Origin of the sequence: Streptococcus sp. 2018110, from assembly GCF_019754115.1 — a bacterium.
Classification (GTDB): Bacteria; Bacillota; Bacilli; order Lactobacillales; family Streptococcaceae; genus Streptococcus; species Streptococcus hashimotonensis.
The window spans coordinates 1-19,965 of record NZ_JAIJZO010000024.1 but is presented as its reverse complement, the minus strand read 5'-3'; the positions used below and the strand labels follow the sequence as shown (position 1 = coordinate 19,965).

At 41.8% G+C, this 19,965-nt stretch carries 18 protein-coding genes and 1 pseudogene; 7 read left to right on the top strand and 12 right to left on the bottom strand.

Annotated elements, in window-relative coordinates:
* Nucleotides 1–91: 91 nt before the first annotated feature.
* The 5 genes from K5Q34_RS10685 to queA form a co-directional block, all read right to left on the bottom strand.
* The gene (locus K5Q34_RS10685) at nucleotides 92–1,276 is read right to left on the bottom strand and encodes a hypothetical protein (protein ID WP_221864991.1); all 1,185 of its coding nucleotides are present in this window, start codon (nucleotides 1,274–1,276) and stop codon (nucleotides 92–94) included.
* Between the two features lie 3 nt (nucleotides 1,277–1,279).
* A complete protein-coding gene (locus K5Q34_RS10680) occupies nucleotides 1,280–2,941 on the bottom strand; it encodes an Hsp70 family protein (RefSeq protein WP_024411622.1) in 1,662 nt (553 codons plus the stop codon).
* Nucleotides 2,938–3,924 carry a J domain-containing protein gene (locus K5Q34_RS10675; RefSeq protein WP_105151207.1) on the bottom strand — a complete coding sequence of 329 codons (987 nt, stop codon included), beginning with the start codon at nucleotides 3,922–3,924 and terminating at the stop codon, nucleotides 2,938–2,940. The genes K5Q34_RS10680 and K5Q34_RS10675 overlap by 4 nt, the downstream gene beginning before the upstream one ends.
* A gap of 226 nt (nucleotides 3,925–4,150) precedes the next feature.
* Nucleotides 4,151–4,624, bottom strand: coding sequence for an arginine repressor (locus tag K5Q34_RS10670; RefSeq protein ID WP_002941715.1), 474 nt, complete (start codon nucleotides 4,622–4,624; stop codon nucleotides 4,151–4,153).
* A gap of 48 nt (nucleotides 4,625–4,672) precedes the next feature.
* Nucleotides 4,673–5,701: a tRNA preQ1(34) S-adenosylmethionine ribosyltransferase-isomerase QueA gene (gene queA, locus K5Q34_RS10665; RefSeq protein WP_029171845.1), complete on the bottom strand. Its 1,029-nt coding sequence runs from the start codon at nucleotides 5,699–5,701 to the stop codon at nucleotides 4,673–4,675.
* A 347-nt stretch (nucleotides 5,702–6,048) separates the two neighbouring features.
* On the opposite strand from queA, the gene K5Q34_RS10660 reads away from it, so the two are divergent.
* Nucleotides 6,049–6,756, top strand: a complete 708-nt coding sequence (locus tag K5Q34_RS10660) for a glucosamine-6-phosphate deaminase (RefSeq protein WP_105151064.1) — start codon at nucleotides 6,049–6,051, stop codon at nucleotides 6,754–6,756.
* Between the two features lie 55 nt (nucleotides 6,757–6,811).
* On the opposite strand, the gene K5Q34_RS10655 is transcribed toward K5Q34_RS10660, so the two are convergent.
* Both K5Q34_RS10655 and K5Q34_RS10650 read right to left on the bottom strand, forming a co-directional pair.
* Nucleotides 6,812–7,927 (bottom strand): low temperature requirement protein A, encoded by a 1,116-nt coding sequence (locus K5Q34_RS10655; protein ID WP_105151063.1) that lies wholly within the window; start codon nucleotides 7,925–7,927, stop codon nucleotides 6,812–6,814.
* Between the two features lie 622 nt (nucleotides 7,928–8,549).
* Entirely contained in the window at nucleotides 8,550–9,512 is a 963-nt protein-coding gene (locus tag K5Q34_RS10650) for a glutathione S-transferase family protein (RefSeq protein ID WP_221864990.1), read from the bottom strand.
* Between the two features lie 129 nt (nucleotides 9,513–9,641).
* Here K5Q34_RS10650 and K5Q34_RS10645 point away from each other — a divergent pair, with 129 nt between their 5' ends.
* Both K5Q34_RS10645 and K5Q34_RS10640 read left to right on the top strand, forming a co-directional pair.
* Nucleotides 9,642–10,358 (top strand): pseudouridine synthase, encoded by a 717-nt coding sequence (locus tag K5Q34_RS10645; protein ID WP_221864989.1) that lies wholly within the window; start codon nucleotides 9,642–9,644, stop codon nucleotides 10,356–10,358.
* Nucleotides 10,359–10,371: 13 nt separating this feature from the next.
* A complete protein-coding gene (locus K5Q34_RS10640) occupies nucleotides 10,372–10,851 on the top strand; it encodes a glutathione peroxidase (RefSeq protein WP_172115092.1) in 480 nt (159 codons plus the stop codon).
* Nucleotides 10,852–10,869: 18 nt separating this feature from the next.
* On the opposite strand, the gene K5Q34_RS10635 is transcribed toward K5Q34_RS10640, so the two are convergent.
* The 5 genes from K5Q34_RS10635 to K5Q34_RS10615 all read right to left on the bottom strand — a co-directional run bounded on the left by K5Q34_RS10635 (nucleotide 10,870) and on the right by K5Q34_RS10615 (nucleotide 16,231).
* Nucleotides 10,870–11,871 (bottom strand): iron ABC transporter permease, encoded by a 1,002-nt coding sequence (locus tag K5Q34_RS10635; protein ID WP_172115090.1) that lies wholly within the window; start codon nucleotides 11,869–11,871, stop codon nucleotides 10,870–10,872.
* Nucleotides 11,868–12,893, bottom strand: a complete 1,026-nt coding sequence (locus tag K5Q34_RS10630; RefSeq protein WP_024407564.1) for an iron ABC transporter permease — start codon at nucleotides 12,891–12,893, stop codon at nucleotides 11,868–11,870. Before K5Q34_RS10630 ends, K5Q34_RS10635 begins: the two co-directional genes overlap by 4 nt.
* Nucleotides 12,894–12,906: 13 nt before the next feature.
* The gene (locus tag K5Q34_RS10625) at nucleotides 12,907–13,836 is read right to left on the bottom strand and encodes an ABC transporter substrate-binding protein (protein WP_221864988.1); all 930 of its coding nucleotides are present in this window, start codon (nucleotides 13,834–13,836) and stop codon (nucleotides 12,907–12,909) included.
* 12 nt (nucleotides 13,837–13,848) lie between these two features.
* Nucleotides 13,849–14,634, bottom strand: a complete 786-nt coding sequence (locus tag K5Q34_RS10620) for an ABC transporter ATP-binding protein (protein WP_105151059.1) — start codon at nucleotides 14,632–14,634, stop codon at nucleotides 13,849–13,851.
* A gap of 151 nt (nucleotides 14,635–14,785) precedes the next feature.
* On the bottom strand, nucleotides 14,786–16,231 hold the full coding sequence (locus K5Q34_RS10615; protein ID WP_105151058.1) for a UDP-N-acetylmuramoyl-L-alanyl-D-glutamate--L-lysine ligase: 1,446 nt from the start codon (nucleotides 16,229–16,231) through the stop codon (nucleotides 14,786–14,788).
* A 147-nt stretch (nucleotides 16,232–16,378) separates the two neighbouring features.
* Between K5Q34_RS10615 and K5Q34_RS10610 the strand changes: the two genes are divergently transcribed.
* From K5Q34_RS10610 to K5Q34_RS10595, 4 genes and pseudogenes are all read left to right on the top strand, one after another.
* Entirely contained in the window at nucleotides 16,379–17,125 is a 747-nt protein-coding gene (locus K5Q34_RS10610; protein WP_105120315.1) for a 1-acyl-sn-glycerol-3-phosphate acyltransferase, read from the top strand.
* Nucleotides 17,126–17,192: 67 nt separating this feature from the next.
* Nucleotides 17,193–17,855: a helix-hairpin-helix domain-containing protein gene (locus K5Q34_RS10605; RefSeq protein ID WP_221864987.1), complete on the top strand. Its 663-nt coding sequence runs from the start codon at nucleotides 17,193–17,195 to the stop codon at nucleotides 17,853–17,855.
* Nucleotides 17,839–19,512: pseudogene (locus tag K5Q34_RS10600) on the top strand (ComEC/Rec2 family competence protein); the annotation flags it as partial. The gene K5Q34_RS10605 and the pseudogene K5Q34_RS10600, both read left to right, overlap by 17 nt.
* 276 nt (nucleotides 19,513–19,788) lie before the next feature.
* Complete coding sequence (locus K5Q34_RS10595; protein ID WP_221864992.1) at nucleotides 19,789–19,872, top strand: 23S rRNA methyltransferase attenuation leader peptide; 84 nt, start codon at nucleotides 19,789–19,791, stop codon at nucleotides 19,870–19,872.
* The last annotated feature ends 93 nt before the right edge of the window (nucleotides 19,873–19,965 follow it).

Below are 19,965 nucleotides of genomic sequence, written 5' to 3'. Positions count from 1 at the left end.
TTAGCCTTGGCCACCTAGCCTAACAGCTTCAAACCTGTTATCAAATGAAATCATCAACTTACTCAAACATAGTGAAACATCTAATTCTTGACTAAGGTAAGGTGGCTAACTTCATTATAGAACTTTCGAATCTTTCGATTTTAAAAGAAAGTTTATTTTTGTATTGAAGGCGGTAAAAGATAATCTGATTTGCAAAGTAAAAGTTAGGAATATCTCGCAGTGCTTCTTTTAAATGATTATCACCTAGGGAAAGTTTTGCGTTATAAGTGGCTAAGAAAGTCATAAAGGCAATAAAGAATGTTAGACCTAAAAAGCCATATTGAATGGGAAAACCTGTCAGGATGGAATAATGGATTAATAAAAGACACGTACCGCTAATTAGCGGATGTACTTGCTTATTCAAGTAACGTAATGGCTTCACTACCTCTTCAACTTCGGGAGAACCAAGGTATTTATAGTTAAAGAGTAGACTCAGCTGATTCCATAGAATAATAAAGAAAAGGAAGCGGTAGTCATAATCAAAAATACTAAGTAGGTAAGTGAATAGTGTAAATAGTATCAGATAGATAGTCGTTACATTATGACGAGATTTAGATGGAATAAACTCGGTCTTAGTTGTTTGGAATAATAAGTAGATAGCTAAGGCGTAAGCAAATCCTCTAAAGATACTGGTAAGACTAAAAACATGGTATTCAAAAATATCCAGATATGCACCTATAAAGCTAGGAATCATACATAGAGCAATAATGCCTCCTAGTATATACAAATGCCTATTAAAATCCTTCTGAAATACAGGTTCGTAGTCTAAGGAGCATCTTCTTTTTTGTAGACGATTTAGGACTCGCAAGGTCAAGAAGGAACCCCAAATATTGCTGAGAAGGAAGCTGATTTGTTCATCTCCCAGTTCAATTGTAGTTCCCATAAGACAGGTAAGAGAAATAAGCAAAGTGAGTAGAGATAAGAATTGCGCAATTCCAATAAATATTGATAGCGCTAATAATAGTCGGTTATCATTTTTATTTTCGAATTGAGCTCGCCGCGTTTTGCACCATTCTAAAAGATAGGCTCTGTTACTTGCTTTACGACAAGATTTTGCTCGTCGCTCAATGAGTCGTATGACTCGAATATCATATATTGAATCAAGGATTGATTCGTTCAATTGCTCGAGTATCAAAGCCATCTGACTTGGATGATATGATAGTAGGGCCTTCCAGCGTGCATAGGAGCGATTTGTGCTAGAAGCTAAGGTTGTTAATAGAGTGTGTACATCTAGCATGTCCTACCAACTTTCCTCTAGTCCATCTAGCTGGTTTTCAAATATTTTGTTAGCTTTCGCGATGCGTTTTGCATCTTGGGTCTCAATCACTTTTTCATATCGCTGAATACAGTTCATCAAATAATCACGCTGTTCGGCTAATAGGGTCCGGAATAGACGTTCTGCGCGTGCTCGTAATAATTGGTAATGTTCACTATCTCGAGGATGGATTTTCAAAGAAGCTAGTTTTGCTCTTTTTTCTAATATTTCTTCGGCGGATAGCTGTTGTCGATCACGTAGTATTGTTTTGTTGTACACTTTTCCGGTAGAAAGAACGGTAATATCTACATCGAGAATACCGTTTATATCATAGGAGAAGCGGCAGTCTATTGCTTCATGTTCTTCATGATTTACAGGGATTGGAATATCCAAGGAACCGAGAAGAAGATTGGTGTCGGCTTGGTAGTTTTCTCCTTGATAAATGGTAAATAGAACATGTTGCTGCCCTAATTCATTCGTCCAGTAGCGTTCGACGTAGGAGGCAGGAAGTGTTGTATTTCTTTCTATTATGGGTGAGAAGACATTTCCAACAATGGCAGTACCTAATGTAAAAGGACAAATGTCTGTTAACACAACATCTTTGATACCCTTGTCACGTTTTTTAATACCTGTTACAATACCACACCCCATAGCTACGGCTTTATCCTGATCAACTTTAACCGAGATGGGACGTTTGAGCAGAAAAATTAGATAGTCTTGAATGAGTTTCATTTTAGTTGAGCCGCCAACTAGGATGACATCGGTCAAGTCTTCAGCATGTATCTGGGCATCTCGTAGGGCATTTTGAATAGGGGCATTCATTTTTGCAAGGAGAAAACGACAAATCTCCACATATCGTTCCTTGGTTAATTTATACACATGAAGACTATCGTTGATGTTTACAGACATTCGAACGCTATCTTCCTTATTGAGGGCTAATTTTGCTTTTTCAGCTTCCTGGTAAAGAAATCCCATTACCTCGTCAGACAAGTCTGATTTTTTATAAGGAAGATTTTGGATGAAGTCTTCAACAATTTGTTGAGTGAAGTCTTCCCCACCTAAGTGGTTTTCTCCAGCAACCGATACGATTTCAATAACATTGGCAAAAGCATCAACAATTGAAATGTCAAGTGTTCCCCCACCGAAGTCAATAATCATATAAGTGGCATCTTCTTCTCGACTGTGGTGGAGAGCAAGGGCGGCAGCAGATGGTTCATTGATAATTCGTTCAATTTTGACACCTGCTAAGTGACCAGCAATTTTTGTTGCTGCGCGCTGATCATCGCTGAAATAGGCAGGGACGCTGACAATAATTTCATCAACCTTTTCACCTAGAAATTCTTCGGCATCTTCAATCAATTTTTTCAATATGAAGGCGCTAAGCTCCTCAGGTAGATACATCTGATCACCTAGAGGCAATTTTTTCCCAGTTCCCATTAGGCGTTTGAATCTTGATTGTGTAAGATGAGGATGACTCATCAACCGTTCTTTAGCAAATTTTCCTACGATGATATCTCCGTTGTCAGATAAACCGACTACAGAAGGTGTTAAGAAATCGCCCAAATTGTTGGGAATGAGTTCTACCTTATTATTACGCCATGTTGCAACTAGTGAATTTGTTGTTCCTAAATCGATTCCAATAATCATACTAATCTCTCCGTTGATAAACCTTTTTGAGTCTCAGGATTATTTAATCCTATCCAATAAATGTATCCAGCCAGTTCATTTAAACCATAATTTTGACAGAGTTGAACAAGTTCAATACGGTGTTCCCAAGGGCCAAAGAAGTAGTAGTTTAAAAGATGGGCTGTTAGTTTGTTACAGAATTGTTCATTGGCTATAAAATAGCGGAAGTCATCACTGCGAAAGGCTTTCAATAGTAAATAAAAATCGCTTACCAATTCGAGAGAAGACAATAATTTTCCTAGATACTCTTCTGCTGCTAGTGCTATTGATTCTGTATCGGTACTAAATTGATCTTCTAATTGCTTTTGTTTATCTTCTGATAGATAAAGAGCTAGTTCATCTAATCCCAGTAGTTCACACTGCTCAATGACCTTTTTGCGTTCAAATTCTTCCCCGTAAAAAGTAAGCTGACTGAGTTCAGCAATTAGTTGCTTTTGTATTTCTATATCTCTGATATGGAAATTGAATTCATCGGAAAGTAAAATTTGATATAGAAGATGGTAGTAAGGGGAGTTTTTGCAGGCAGTTTTTATATTGTCTACAAAGTTGGTATTTTCAAATAGTTGGTTGTTGGCAGCGATAGTTTGTTCGCTTGCTTCCTGTTCGGGAATTTCTTCCGAATGTGAGAAAGTGGAGAAATCAAAAGTGGAATGAGAAATATCTTCAGTTTTATTCTCGTTGCGATCATCAAAGAAATCGAACGATGTCGCACTCTGCTGATTTTCAAGGTTACTTTGTTCTCCAAACTCAGTAAATGTTTGTTTTGGCTTTGGTCTTGCTTGCTTAGCGTATTGTAAGGCTGATTTATAAGCATGCTGTAGGCGTTTAAAACCTTCGGGGTCTTCTTCAGGATGGACCTTTTTAATCCGTTCAGCGTATGCTAATTTTATAGTACGTTGATCTGTTGTTGCAGCAATTTGCAACTCTTGCCAACAACTTTTCATATTCATTACTCCTTTATGGATACTTAATTTATTATAGCATATTTGTTGCGAAAAATTAATGGGAGTGGGAAAGAACTCGACCAAGATAAAAGAGTTCGTCTTCCCACCCCCGCACAGTTGATTAGGCCAAATTTGGAGTGTAAAACACGAACAAATCTGCCAATCAACCACTGCGCTGAGATGTTGACACGAACTCTGAGTAGTGGTCCTGGGCTTGAGCCCAGCCTTATAATTTACTAAAGAAAAATGGTGGAGTAAACTGTTTCAAGTGCTCGAAGCAAGCTTGTGCCCCCTCGACATCTTCACAAATGATGAGACAGACATCGTCACCGCAGACGGTTGCTACAATTTGAGGAATCTCCATGGCATCCAAAATAGAACCGAATGAGTTAGCCAATCCAGGTAGGGTCTTGAGAACCACTTGATGTTGGATAGGTTTTAGCATGACCAAAGCATCTTCCATATAGAGTCGCAGTCGTTTTTCCCAGCGAGTAGGAGCAATGGGGTTGATGACATAGTGAGAAGAATCATCTTCGTTGACTTTGACAAGATTGAGCATCTTGATGTCACGGGAGAGGGTAGATTGGGTGACAGAGACTCCGTTGACCTCTAGTAATTCTTGCAATTCCTGCTGGGTGTGTATTTTCTTCTCCATGATTAGAGACAGGATCAGCTGATGGCGGCTTTCAATCTTGTTCATAAGGCCCTCCAATAAAATCAGAATTCAGAATAATTTGGTGATAACAGCCTATTGAATGAACATTGCATCCCCAAAACTAAAGAAGCGGTAGCGTTCTTCAACAGCATGTTTATAGGCATCTAACGTAAATTCTCTACCTGCAAAGGCAGAAACTAGCATAACCAAAGTAGATTTTGGTAGGTGGAAATTGGTTGAGAAGGCATCAACGATTCGGAAGGTGTAGCCAGGTTTGATGAAGATATTTGTCCAACCAGAATCAGCTTCCAAACGGCCATCAAATTTATTACCGATGGTTTCGAGGGTGCGGATGGATGTCGTGCCGACTGCGACGATACGACCACCGCTCTCTTTGACCTGATTGAGGGTTTGAGCAGCTTCTGCTGATAGGTTATAGAATTCCGAGTGCATTTCATGCTCATCAACGTTATCAACAGAGACTGGTCGGAAGGTCCCAAGCCCAACGTGAAGAGTCAAATAGACTAGTTTCACTCCTTTAGCTTCGATTTTTTCGAGTAACTCTTGGGTGAAATGTAGTCCAGCAGTTGGAGCTGCGGCAGAACCGTTTTCCTTGGCATAAACTGTTTGATAGCGTTCACGGTCTTCTAATTTTTCATGAATGTAAGGTGGAAGTGGCATTTCGCCTAGGCTTTCCAAGACTTCAAGGAAGATACCTTCATAGGAGAATTCAACAATTCTTCCACCGTGTTCTAATTCTTCTACGATAGTAGCAGTTAATCGTCCGTCACCAAAAGCGACTGTGGTACCGACTTTCAGACGTTTTGCTGGTTTGGCAAGAACTTCCCACTGATCACCTTGGGTATTTTTCAAAAGCAAAAGCTCAACATGTCCCATAGTTTCAGGTTTGTAGCCATAGAGACGGGCAGGCAGAACACGTGTATTGTTCATGACCAGAGCATCACCGGGATTCAGCTGGTCGATGATATGGTCAAAGTGACTGTCAACCATGCTCCGTTTTTCGCGGTCGAGGATCAATAGTTTAGAGCTGTCGCGCTTTTCAAGGGGAACTTGAGCGATAAGCTCTTCGGGTAAATCAAAATCAAAATCTGCAGTATTCATATTCACTCCTTAGACTAAAATAAAATATAGGTAAAATAAATCAATAGGGCAAATGGCAAAGCCACCAATAAACTACCAATCAGGTAGAAAATAAACTTTAGGACCTTTGATTTAGAAATAAAATAGCCAGTAAGGCAGAACAGAATACCAATAAAAAATAAGTAAAAAAGCACATCTGTCATAAATGTATTATATCATAGTTAGACACTTAAGTCTTGATGGATGGGAAGAGAATTAAAATTATTCGTGTTGATGTAATACTCTATAAGTATAAATTCTTGACAAAAATTGGTCTATACCATATAATAAAGAAAAATAAGAAATGGTATAGACCAAAGAGGTGCGCTATGAAAATTCATGTAGTAAACAATCAAGTTGAAGGAGCAAGTGTAGCATTAGATATTTTGAGAGAAAAATTGAACGAAGGTGCCAAGGTATTAGGTTTGGCAACAGGCTCCAGTCCGTTAGAATTTTACAGATTGATTCGTGAGTCGGATTTAGACTTTTCGGATGTGACATCTGTAAACTTGGATGAGTATGTTGGTTTAGGTGAGGAGAGCGACCAATCCTATATTCATTTTATGAAGGAAAATCTTTTCAATGCCAAACCGTTTAAACAATCTTATTTACCGAATGGTTTGGCGATAGATGTAGTTGCTGAAACAGAACGTTACAATAAAATTCTGGCTGAACATCCAGTTGATTTCCAAATTTTGGGTATCGGTCGCAACGGCCATATCGGTTTCAACGAACCAGGTGCTCCATTTGATGGTCAGACCCATCTGGTTGAATTGGCGCGATCAACCATCGAAGCCAATGCACGCTTCTTTGCGGATCCAGAGGAAGTGCCCAAGCAGGCTATTTCCATGGGCGTCGCCAACATTATGGCAGCTAAGACCATTGTCCTCATGGCTTATGGTCAGGAAAAAGCTGACGCCATTAAGGCGACTGTGGAAGGTCCTGTGACAGAAGATGTCCCAGCAAGCGTCCTCCAAAACCATGACGATGTCGTTCTTATCCTCGACCAAGCCGCAGCAAGTAAATTGACAAAATAAGAGTTAAAAACCACAACAGTTTTAAGCCGTTAGAGCGGTCTGTTGTGGTTTATTTTTATACCTCTTCCCCAATCAAACTCTGACGAGCTTTTCGGAAACGAATGACATGGTAGGCTACCATACCATGTGAGAGTAGATTAAGAATGCTAAAGATGAGTAGGTTTGCATGTCCAGCTAGCAGTAAGACAACATTTCCAATCACTAAAATCAGACCGTAGATGAACAGTCCTTTTCTACCAACTTGGTGAATTTGTTGATTATAGAAGGAAGTCGAAAGGATGCCTCCGTAGAAAAGTAAGTTTCCTACAATCAGCATGGGCAAGGCCAGATCATTGTGATGGCTAGGGAATAGCTCCATTGCCACGGTGAAGAAATTTAAACCAAGGACAATCACCAAGTGGGCATAGAGCAAAACGGTCACATCTGCCTTACGGTGATGGTCGATGGACAGATAGGTTTGGGAAATATAGAAGATGAAGAGGGTTGCCATCGCGAAGAAAAGCAAAATTCCTTCCAGAGCCAAGTCTAGTAGCGGATAATTTTTGATGATGGCGATGACGGTTTCACCGAAGGTGATAATGGTAATCAGCTGGCAACGTTCCACCATGTGAGGAAAGTTGATAGGGTCATGACTTATTCTCTTTTGAAAGAAAAAGGAAATCAAGAAGGGAATGATATAGACAATCAACATTCTCTCATCGTTGGTCCAGAGCTTGAAAACGACTAAAATGGTTGCACCAGCAAAGATAGCAATATAAGAGGCTAACATCTGCAAGGTTGCCTTAATGTCCTCATTAAAGCCAATCCGTCTTCCTCTCAGATAGTATTGCAGGAAGATGAGGATATAAGACAGGGTCAAGAAGGCATTAAATGGCAGAGCCGTCGCTTCAAAATCATTGCTGAAATTGAGGGACATGTTACCAATCAGGTACATGGATGGAATAATGGTGAAAATATCCAGAAAATCTCGTTCGCCATATTTATTGAGATAGATAGTTTCATTCATCCACAAGGTCATGATAATCAAATTAGCAGTGATAAAGGTCACAATTTCCTTGAAGCCGATATGATCTCCATGTAACAAGCCCGTCAGTGAAGAAGTAGCAAGGACAAAGACCAAATCATAAAACAATTCATAGTTGGATACACGTTTTGCCTTAATGTCAGACATGTTAATCTCCTCTTTCTGAAAATCTGAAATATTATACCACAGAAATTGTGAGGGAGCAAACCAGTTATTTTTGGAACTGATGTTCTGAAAATCGTGGAAAATATCTATAGGAGCTATTTAATTGTTGTTTCATTAGTGGATAAAAAAAACTTGTTTATAATAGCAGGATTTGTTCATTTTATGGTATAATATCTAAGTCACAATCACTAAACAGCGCAAGTTGGGAGGTGAGAACTTATGCTAGATAGTTTCCTGAAACTTGTTTTGCTACCGTTGCTAGTCAGCGTAGTTGCAGAACTTATTGCGGAGTGGCTAATTTGTAAGTGGCAAAACAACAGCGACAATCAATCATTTATTTTTCCTTTTATTACTTCGACGAAAGAGGAAACTTCGTTCCCGTATTTCCAACTTCAAACACTCCACTGGATTGTTTGAACTCGCTTTGCCGTACCTTAGTACAGCCTTCAGCTCGTTGCCTCGTACTAAAAGTAAACTAAATGATCGTCACTTAGCCTGCGTGCCTCGAGCAAGCACAAAAAACACCCATGGCTGCCACCATGGGTGTTTTACTTATGCTTAGTTTCCTGAACTTTTAAGCACAATGATTATAACATATGTGTCTTTAGTTTTCAAGTGTCCAGTCCAAGTCAGGGCCGACTGGGACAATACCTGTTGGGTTAATGGTCTTATGGCTACCGTAGTAGTGTTGTTTGATATGGTCGAAGTCCACCGTTTCTGCAATACCAGCATGATTGTAAAGACGTTTGGTATAGTTCCATAGGTTTGGATAATCAACCAAGGCCTTGATATTGCACTTAAAATGCCCAAAGTAAACTGGATCAAACCGCACTAATGTAGTAAAGAGACGAAGGTCTGCTTCCGTTAATTGATTGCCCACCAGATAGTCCTTGTCTGCCAAATGCTTTTCCAATTTATCCAAGGCGGCAAAAAGGTTCTTGACCTCTTTTTCATAGACTGCCTGGTTGGTTGAAAATCCAGCCTTGTAGACGCCATTGTTGATGTTTGGATAGACAAAGTCATTCATGGCATCAATCTCCGCTTGCAGGTTTGCTGGATAGTAGTCATCGTAATTTCCAGTAATATCATTAAAAGCAGAGTTAAACATGCGCATGATTTCAGCAGATTCATTGCTGACGATGGTATTTGTTTCCTTATCCCAAAGGACAGGAACGGTCACACGGCCAGTGTAATTTGGGTCTGCTTTCAAGTAAACTTGATAAAGATAGTCGCTGTTAAAGAGGGAATCCTTGATAACACCAGGTCCGTCCGCGAAAGTCCAACCATTTTCCAACATGAGCGGATGAACGATTGACAGGGAAATATGGTCTTCCAGACCCTTCAATTTTCGCATGATTAAGGTCCGACTGGCCCAAGGACAGGCCAAAGAAATGTAGAGATGGTAACGACCAGATTCCGCTTTGAAACCGCCCTTTCCTGTCGGACCAGCCTGTCCATCAGCTGTAATCCAGTTGCGAAATTGCGTGACAGTACGGACAAATTTACCGCCTGTTGACTTGGTGTCATACCATTGATCCACCCATTTGCCATCTTGTAAAAGTCCCATAAAGTTCTCCTTTATTATAAAAAGTAGGAAATCCAAGCAAACTGGATTTCATTTATATATATCACTAATTAGTATTATAGTCTTTTTTCAATCAAAGTCAAGACCTAGGTTTTATGCTAGAATAGAGATATGAGATTGGACAAATGTTTAGAGAAAGCCAAGGTTGGCTCGCGCAAGCAAGTTAAAAAACTTTTTAAAGCCCAGCAAATCAAGATTAACGGACAAGCAGCTCAAAGTCTCAGTCAAATCGTCGATCCTGAACTCCAAGAGATTCAGGTGGCAGGGCGAAAAATCGAGCTAAAAGGCTCGGTCTACTATTTACTCAACAAACCAGCAGGAGTCGTTTCTGCTGTGACAGACCAGGAGCATCAGACAGTCATCGACTTGATTTCTTCGCAAGACAGTAGGGAAGGTCTCTACCCCGTCGGTCGCCTGGACAGGGATACCGAAGGCCTAGTCCTCATTACCAACAATGGTCCGCTCGGTTATCGTATGCTCCATCCCAGCCACCATGTGGACAAGGTTTACTATGTGGAGGTTAACGGCCCCTTGGGTCCGGATGCCCCGACTTTCTTTGCATCAGGCGTTACCTTTTTGGACGGCACCCGTTGCCAGCCCGCAGATTTGACTGTCTTGGAGGCTTCTTTGGACCATAGCAGAGCGACCATCAAACTGGCAGAAGGCAAGTTTCATCAGGTCAAAAAGATGTTTTTAGCCTATGGTGTCAAGGTCACTTATCTCAAGCGGATTTCCTTTGGAAGTTTTGAGCTGGGGGATTTGGAACGAGGTGCATACAGACAACTCACTCCAAATGAAATGGAACATTTATTTACTTATTTTGACTAGAGGAGGATATATAATGAGCATTTATGATTTTACAGTACAAAAACAAGATGGAACAGATCAGTCCATGGCTTATTATCAAGGACAGGTGCTTTTGATTGTCAATACGGCGCCAGGTTGTGGGTTGGCACCTCAATACAAGGAATTGCAAGAACTTTATGATATTTATAAAGACAAAGGTTTTGTCGTGCTCGATTTTCCTTGCAATCAATTTTTAAATCAGGCTTCCGGTTCTGCTGAAGAAATCAATCAGACCTGTAGTTTAACTTATGGAACAACCTTTCCTCGCTTTGCAAAAATTGAAGTGAACGGTGTAGGAGCTAGTCCGCTATATCGCTATCTTAAGAAAGAAAAATCGACCTTATTAGGAGGTCGAATTGAGTGGAATTTTACCAAGTTTTTGGTGGATAGACAAGGGCGTGTGGTCAAACGCTATTTACCAACGACTAGTCCATTAAAACTTAAAGAGGATATTGAACGTTACCTAGAAAAATAACAAGAAGGCTGGAGTCATCTAGCCTTCTTGTTTTAGTAACCACAGAAAATAGGGAGCACCGATAAGGGAGACGATGATGCCGGTTGGGATGCCTGTTCCGACAAGTAATACTCGTCCTATGGTATCCGCTAGAAGTAGAATGAAGCTTCCTATTATCATAGTAGCTGGAATGATGACACGATGATCATTTCCTAACCATTTGCGCACAATGTGACCAGCAATGAGACCAACGAAGGTGATATTACCAACTAAAATGACACTAAGAGAGGCTAGGGCGGTAGCCAATACCAAGGTAATCCGCCTTTCACGCTGTAAGTGGAGTCCCAAAGCCATGGCTGTCTGGTCGTTTAGATTCATAATATTGAGTGAGCGACTTCGACTAAACGTTGCCAGCCATATCAAGAGAAGAAGAGGAGTATAGATTGCGATAGTTTTCCAATCTCCACCATTTACTCGACCACTGAGCCACTGGACAATGTATTCCATCTTAAAGTCATCTAATTGGCTGATGATGCTAACCATGATACCAGATAACATGCTCGAAATTCCAACTCCCGTGATAATTAAGCGTGCAGGATGGATGCCGTACAGCTTCTTACGTGCAATCCAGTAAACTAGAAAAATGGTTAATCCACCGCCCATCATAGCAAATAGAGGCACGAGACTCAATAAGACAGGGCTGATTTTTGAAGAGAGACCGACAAATAGTACCACAACAAGACCAGCTCCTGCGTTGATTCCTAATATTCCAGAATCTGCCAGAGGATTGCGGGTCAAAGTTTGTAGCAACAAACCAGCCAAAGCCAGAGAAGCCCCTCCGATAATGGAGGCGATTATTCTAGGTAAGCGAATTCGCCCAATGATAAGTAGAGTCGATGAACTGGCACGACCACTCATGATGTCAATGAGATCCGAAAAGGATGAATTGCTATAGCCGATAGATAAGGAAAGTAGGAAAATGACAAATAAAAGGATTAGTAGGAATGTGAATATTTTTAGAGAGTTGTGATGTCTTATCAAAAGTGTTTCTCCTTTCTAATCAACCATAGGAAGCAAGGGAGACCAATGATACTGATGACTGCGCTAATGGGAGTTTCAACAGGTGGATTGATAGAACGGCAAACCAAATCTACCCAGATGAGGAAACTAGCCCCTGCAAAGGCAGTTAATGGCAAGAGTAGCTTGTAATTTTTCCCTGTAAACATGCGGATAAAGTGAGGAATAATGAGCCCGACAAAAGAAAGTGAGCCCACAAGAGCTACCGCAGAAGCTGAGAGTAGAAGGACAATTCCCAACAAAATCAAGGTCATCAGTAAGGTTCGTTGCCCTAGATTTTTAGCAACGGTTTCGTTGAGACTCAGGATGGTCAGCTGATGTGAAAAGAGTTGAGCAAGGATGAGGCCAATGATGATAAGAGGAGCGATGATGGCCAGCATCTTCCAGTTTACCTGTACCAATCCCCCTGCTTGCCAGCCAATCACTGCAGTTGATAAATCAAAGTAGATAGTAATAGCTTGACCAATAGCAGAAAATAGACTTGCTACCATGGCACCAGATAAAATTAACCGTAGTTGATTGTAGCCTTTTTGTACCTGATAAGCTAGACCAAAGACTAGACCGGCTGCCAGACAGGAGCCCAGTAAACATATTAATAAAATTTGACTGTAGTGCAAACCACCGAATAGAGCATAGGCAACAATGAGAGCCAGTCCTGCGCCAGCATTGATTCCTAATAAGCCAGGATCAGCAATCGGATTACGTGTAATTCCTTGCATCATTGCCCCAGCTTGAGCCATGGCAGCTCCCACCAAGATGGCGACTACCATTCTAGGCAAGCGTAAATCGATGATAACATCCTGAGCGGATGAATCTGTCAGTGGATGCTTTAGGGTTTCTATCAGTTGTTGGTGGCTATAAGAAATAGCTCCAAAGCGTAAACTAAGATAGCCTCCAGCTATGAAAGAAAGACAGATGATGAAAAAAACAAGCCAAATATTCTTTGGCTTTGTTTTGGGATAATGAGAACTCGCTAGTTTGTTCATATATCCAGTCCTTTTACTGAAGTTTTTGAATTGCTGAGACAAAGGCGTCAATTTGTAAATCTAAAGACATCGGGTCGGAGAAGTAGAAGAGGTTGTAGTCTACCTCGATGACGTGACCATTCTTTACAGCAGGTAGATTTTTCCAAATATCACTTTCTTTGAGAGATGCAGCTGCTTCTTTTGTTTTATCATTGACGTTAACAAGCACATAGTCGCCAACGTATTCTGGAAGAGCTTCCTGAGATACCCCAAACCAGCCTTCTTTATTGATAATGTCTTCTTGAACCTTTGCAGGAGCAGCAAAACCGAGAGCGCGATAGACTAATTCTCCACCACGACCAAAGTTGATACCGTAAAGGAAGATGTTTTTATCGAAGAAGTCCATGACGGTAAATGTTGAACTTGTATCAATCAATCCTTTCAATTCCTCTTTCGCAGTAGCAACTTTCTTATCCCATTGATCTAACCAAGCTTGTGCTTCCTTTTCTTTTCCAAAAATCTGACCAACATCTGTCAGCATTTTCAGGTAGTCACTCTTTCCATAAGTGATTTCAATAACTGGAGCAATTTCTTTCAGTGTTTCTAAGTTATCATCACCAGCAAATACTAGAATGACATCTGGTTTTTGTGCGGCAATTGCTTCTGTATCTGCCGTTGTCAATTGTGGAACATCCTTTAGTTTGTCTCCAAATGCCGGACTATTTTTTTCTAAATCTAGACTATAGCTAGATACATCAATTCCTAATTGTAAGAGATAGCCTATGTAAGAGTAAGCAAAGTTGACAACTTTTTTAGGATTTTTTGGAATGTCACCGTGGTAAGTAATGCCTTCAATCTTTGGCATGTTAGACAATTCTGCGTCTGTTGAAGAGGAAGAGGTAGAACAAGCTGTTAAGAAAACCAGCCCAACAAATAAACTAAAAATAGCTAAAAACTTTTTCATTTTTTCTCCTTATTATTTTTTTAAATCGTAAGTTAGCAAAATAGGGTAATCTTGACCAGCAACCTGCATCAATTGAGGGTCAATGCTAAAAATGTCCCTCAGTATCTCAGTTGTCATAATATTGGACACAGACCCATGGTAGCGAATATCTCCCTCTTTCATGGCAATCATATAATCTGAAAAACGAGCTGATAAATTGACATCGTGAAGGACCATCACAATGGTTTTCTGTCGGCTTTGATTCAGTTCTTTTAAAAGTTCTAAGACTTCCAATTGATGATTGAGATCAAGATAGGTTGTTGGTTCATCTAAGAAAATGGTATCCGTATCTTGGGCAAGTGCCATCGCAATCCACACACGTTGCCTCTGACCACCTGATAAATCATCAACTGGGAACCTAGCGTAGGGAGCGGTCTGAGTGACCTCCAAGGCCCAGTTGATTTTCTCTCTATCCTGATCAGTGAGATGCCCCAGCCCATTTTGATGCGGAAAGCGACCATAGGAGACTAGTTCATAGACGGAAATCCCTTCAGTCGCTTCTAAGACCTGAGGGAGCAGGGCCAATTTTTTTGCGACTTCCTTGGTTGGCAGTTGTGAAATGGCTTGTCCATCTAAATAGATAGTCCCTTCTTGGACAGGGATAATCCTTGTCAACGCCTTAAGCAAGGTCGATTTTCCACAGCCATTGGCACCAATGATCGTCGTTATATTTCCTTTTGGAATACTTGTTGATAATTCATCAATAATAATCCGATTGTCGTAAGAGACTTGGATATTTTCCGCTTGAATAGAAGACACAAACTCCTCCTTTCCAGAATATGATTCATTAATAATTTGTTCCGACCAGTATTATATCAAAAAAATTCACCAAAACAAAGAGTTTTCTGAAAATTTTAATTTAATGAGAATCGTTATAAAAAAGTCCTTGTCTGTGAACAAGGACCCTATGTTACAAATATTGTTTTGCTACTTCCAAATCACCGTCATAGGCGGCCTTTTCACCATTGACAATCTGGTAGGCGTCAGCCCCCTTGCCTGCGATGATGACTGCATCTTTTGGAGAGTTTGTTTGGTTCATTGCTGTTTGGATAGCTTCTTCCCGGTCCAAGATAAAGTTGCTTGGTCGGGTCATGTGGTCACGGATTTGTTCAGCAATAGCGGCTGGATCTTCACGGTTGGGATCATCAGCGGTCAGAATCACCTCAACCTGCGGATAGTCATTGAGCAGAAGACCGAAGTCTTTGCGGCGACTTTCTCCCTTGTTGCCAGGAGCTCCCAGAATCAAAATCACCTTGCCTGTCTGGTGTTCTAAGACGACATCAATCAGCTTCTTGACACTATCGCCGTTGTGGGCGTAGTCCACGAATACCTTGGCCCCGTTCTGCTGGGTCAGGACTTCCATACGGCCAGGGACATTGGTTTGGGCAATCCCTGTGTGAATATCTTCCAGACTTGCACCCAAGCGGAGACAGGCCAGTCCAGCTGCGATGGCATTTTCTTGGTTGAAGCCACCGATCAGCTGGATGTCGTAATGGCCAGCTAATTTTCCAGTCGCTGTGAAGTCAAAACCTGCTGACTGGCTAATCTGGTTTTCAGAAGTCGGCCCATAAAAGTCATGGTCTTTGGAGCTAACTTGATCTTTTACCACCTCAAAATGATCCATGCCAGCATTGACAATAACCGCTTTGCTATTGTCCATTAAAAGCCGCTTGTGGTAGAAATAGTCCTCAAAGGTCGGGTGCTCAATGGGGCCGATGTGATCAGGGCTGATGTTGAGGAAGACGCCGACATCAAAGGTCAGCCCGTAAACCCGCTTGACCAAGTAAGCCTGGCTAGACACCTCCATAATCAAGTGGGTCATGCCGTTTTGGACCGCCTCCGCCATCATGGCAAAGAGGTCCAGGCTTTCAGGCGTGGTCAAGGTGGACTTGAAGAAAGTCTTGCCGTCCAACGTGGTGTTCATGGTCGAAAGCATGGCAGGTTTCTTGCTCTGTTTAAGGATGTTAAAAGCAAAATAAGCCGCCGTTGTCTTACCTTTGGTGCCGGTGAAAGCCAGGAGTTTGATCTGTTTCTGGGGATAACCATGAAAATCCATGGCAATCAGACTCATAGCCTGCTTGATGTCATGGACGATGATAGCAGGAATGCCGACCTCATAGTCGATTTCAGACACGTAATAAGCCAGCCCAGCCTCGATAGCTTTTTCAAGAAATTCTTTCTTAAAAGCCAAACCCTTAGCGAAAAAGAGGGTCGTTGGGCTAACAGTCCGGCTGTCATAGCTGAGAGCGTCAAACTGGATATCCGTCCACGTGCTGTTAGTCTGGTTATTCTGTTTGATATGGCGGAAGTTGTCATCCGCTTTTAAGATGTCTACTACACGTTCAATTTTTATCATGTTTCTATTGTAAACCTATCTAGTGGTTTTTACAAGTCGGGACCTTGTAATTAGTGGGCATTTTAATGGCAGGTTCTGAAAGAAAGTGACATTTCGTTCTGAAGCAAATTTGTGCTATAATAGGAGGGATTGAAAAAGGAGAAGTTTATGTTTTATTCTTATCTACGAACACTATTAACATTCTTGTTGTGGGCCATCAATGGCAATATTCACTATCATGATAGAGAGAAGATTTTGCCACAGGAGGAAAATTATATTCTTATCGCTCCGCACAAAACCTTCTGGGATCCAGTCTTTCTTGGCTACGCAGCTGCTCCTAAGCAGTTCATCTTTATGGCTAAAAAAGAACTCTTCAAGGACCGTGGGTTTGGCTGGTGGATTTCAAAATGTGGAGCCTTTCCGATTGACCGTGAAAATCCTGGTATGGCAGCCATCAAGTATCCAGTTAACATGTTGAAAAAAAGTGACCGTTCGCTGGTTATGTTTCCTTCAGGAAGTCGTCATTCATCTGAGCTCAAAGGTGGTGTGGCGGTCATTGCCAAGTCAGCCAAGGTCAAACTCATGCCAGCTACCTATGTGGGTCCCATGACTATCAAGGGGCTCTTAGCTGGTGAGCGAATCGATGTGGCTTTTGGAAATCCTATCGATGTTTCGGACATCAAGCGTATGGATGATGCAGGTACAGCAGAAGTAACTAGCCGAATTGAGACTGAGTTCAAACGCTTAGATGACCATGCGGCATCCTTCCAAACCAAGAAAAAGCCAAATATCTTGACTTATATCTATCGTATCCCAGTTCTTTTGCTGGTTGCTCTCATCTTGGGATTGACCTATGCCTTTAGCTATGTCGCCAGCTTCTTCTGGCAACCAAGTACTCAGTTGGATAAAAAATAAGTAAATGAAACTCGCAGCTTGCGGGTTTTTTTGTATCTTTTGCGAACTATATAGGTGGAGGTAATTTATGGATACGATTAAAACTTATATTGAAATGCTTAAAGAATACAAGTGGCAGATTGCTCTGCCAGCAGTTGCAGGTTTGCTTCTGACGACATTCTTAATATTCAGCCAACCAGCCAAGTCTGATCACACAGGACTACCAGATTTTCCACAGCTAGAGCAAACTTCTAATAGCTCTGAGTTGATCGAGGAAACCAGTACAGAAGTAAGTGAGGAGCCCAGCCAGCTGGTCGTTGATGTCAAAGGAGCGGTAGCAAAGCCAGGACTCTACACATTAGAAGCTGATGCGCGTGTTAATGATGCAGTTGAAGCAGCTGGCGGCTTGACCAGTCAGGCAGACCCTAAGTCTATCAATCTGGCTCAGAAGCTCAGCGACGAAGCGGTGGTCTATGTGGCCAGCAAGGATGAAAATATCTCGGTGGTGGCCAGCACGACTGCCAGCTCTGCTATGTCCCAAGAAGAAAAAAACACCAGTCAGGTCAATCTGAACACGGCGACCGAGGCGGACCTGCAGACCATTTCGGGCATCGGTGCCAAGCGAGCGACAGACATTATCGCTTATCGTGAGGCAAACGGTGGCTTCAAGTCGGTGGACGACCTCAACAATGTATCGGGCATCGGCGACAAGACCATGGAAAGCATCCGACCTTATGTCACGGTCGATTAAGCTCCCCTGCCAGCCCATTCACCTGGCAATCTTGGCGGTGGCGGCCTACTTTGCAGTCCATTCTTTTTCCCTCTTGACAATGGGCCTGCTGAGTTTGTTGTTGCTGGTCTTTTGGTTTCGGCAAGGTAAGGCAGTTTTCCTCAAAATGCTGCCGCTTCTAGCCCTGTGTGGTCTGTTTTTCGGATGCCAGAAGGTCCAATGGGAGCGGACAGCCCAGTCAGCCCCAGAGCAAGTGACGACTGTGCAGGTTATTCCCGATACCATAGACATCAATGGTGACAGCCTGTCCTTTCGAGGTCGGGCTGACGGACAAACCTATCAGGTTTTCTACAAATTAGCCAGTCAGGAGGAGCAGGCTTATTTTCAAAAGCTGACAGATCTAGTCCAGCTAGAAGTGGAAGCAGAGGTCAGCCTGCCAGCTGATCAGCGGAATTTCAAGGGTTTTGACTACCAGGCCTATCTGAAAACACAGGGTATCTATCGGACAGTCAAGTTAACAGCGATTAAGAAGATTGTTCCTGTCCAGTCTTGGAACATTTTTGATTGGCTATCAATCTGGCGGAGGCAGGCCTTGGTCTATATCAAAAGCAATTTTCCAGCACCCATGAGTCACTATATGACAGGACTCTTGTTTGGGGACTTGGACAGTGAGTTTGACCAGATGAGCGACCTCTATTCTAGTCTGGGTATCATTCATCTTTTTGCCCTGTCTGGTATGCAGGTGGGCTTTTTCATCGACAAGTTTCGTTGGGTTTTGTTGCGTTTGGGGTTGACCAAGGAAACCGTAGACAAGTTGCAGATTCCCTTTTCCCTTGTCTATGCTGGTTTGACAGGCTTTTCGGTGTCAGTAGTGCGGTCCTTGGTCCAAAAAATTCTGGGTAATCTTGGTCTGAGGAAGCTGGATAATTTTGCGGTGACAGTCTTTGTCTGCCTGCTGGTGCTGCCCCGATTTCCACTGACAGCAGGAGGAGTGTTGACTTTTACCTATGCTTTCTTGCTGACGGTCTTTGATTTTGAGGACTTGGGGCAGGTCAAAAAGGCTGCGGTGGAGAGTCTTAGTATTTCTCTTGGGATTTTGCCGGTGCTCATGACTTATTTCTATGCCTTCCAGCCCTTGTCTATTCTCCTGACATTTGTCTTTTCCTTTATCTTTGATGTCCTGCTCTTGCCAGGTTTGTCAGTTATTTTTCTCCTGTCACCTCTGGTCAAGATGACTTGGGTCAACGGATTTTTCGTTTTTATGGAGAAAATCATTGTCTGGGTGGCGGATTTGGGATTGCGACCTTGGATACTGGGCAAACCGTCTGGGCTGGTCCTCTTGCTTTTGCTGGTAAGCCTCTTCTTACTCTATGATTTTCACAGGAAGAAAAACTGGCTCCTAGGACTGAGCTTGATCCTCGCTCTGCTATTTTTCACGACCAAACACCCGCTGGAAAACGAGGTGACGGTGGTGGACATCGGGCAGGGGGACAGCATCTTTTTGCGGGATATGCAAGGGAGGACGGTCCTGATTGATGTGGGTGGTCGGGTCGATTTTGCAGCCAAGGAAGCTTGGCAGGAGCGGTCTCGGGAGGCAAATGCAGAGCGGACCTTGATTCCCTATCTGCATAGTCGGGGCGTGGACAGGATTGATAGTTTGGTCCTGACCCACACCGAAGTGTGAGTTCTGAAATTGATACAATACAATTTAACTTTTTTTTTGAAAAAAATTCCAAAATTTATTTTGCATTGCGAATATAATAAGTGAGAGCAAGTTGCTTACTTAATAATGATGAAGAGGAAAATTAGAATGACAACAATTTTTTTAACAAGAACAAGCTGCAGCAATTGTGGAAAACAAAGTACATTTGAAAGATTTGATAAAATTTTGTATAATAGGAATTGAAGTTAAATTAGATGCTAAAAATTTGTAATTAAGAAGGAGGGATTCGTCATGTTGGTATTCAAAATGCGTAATGTAGATAAAACATCTACTGTTTTGAGACAGACTAAAAACAGTGATTACGCAGATAAATAAATACGTTAGATTAATTCCTACCAGTGACTAATCTTATGACTTTTTAAACAGATAACTAAAATTACAAACAAATCATTTAACTTCTGTATTTAT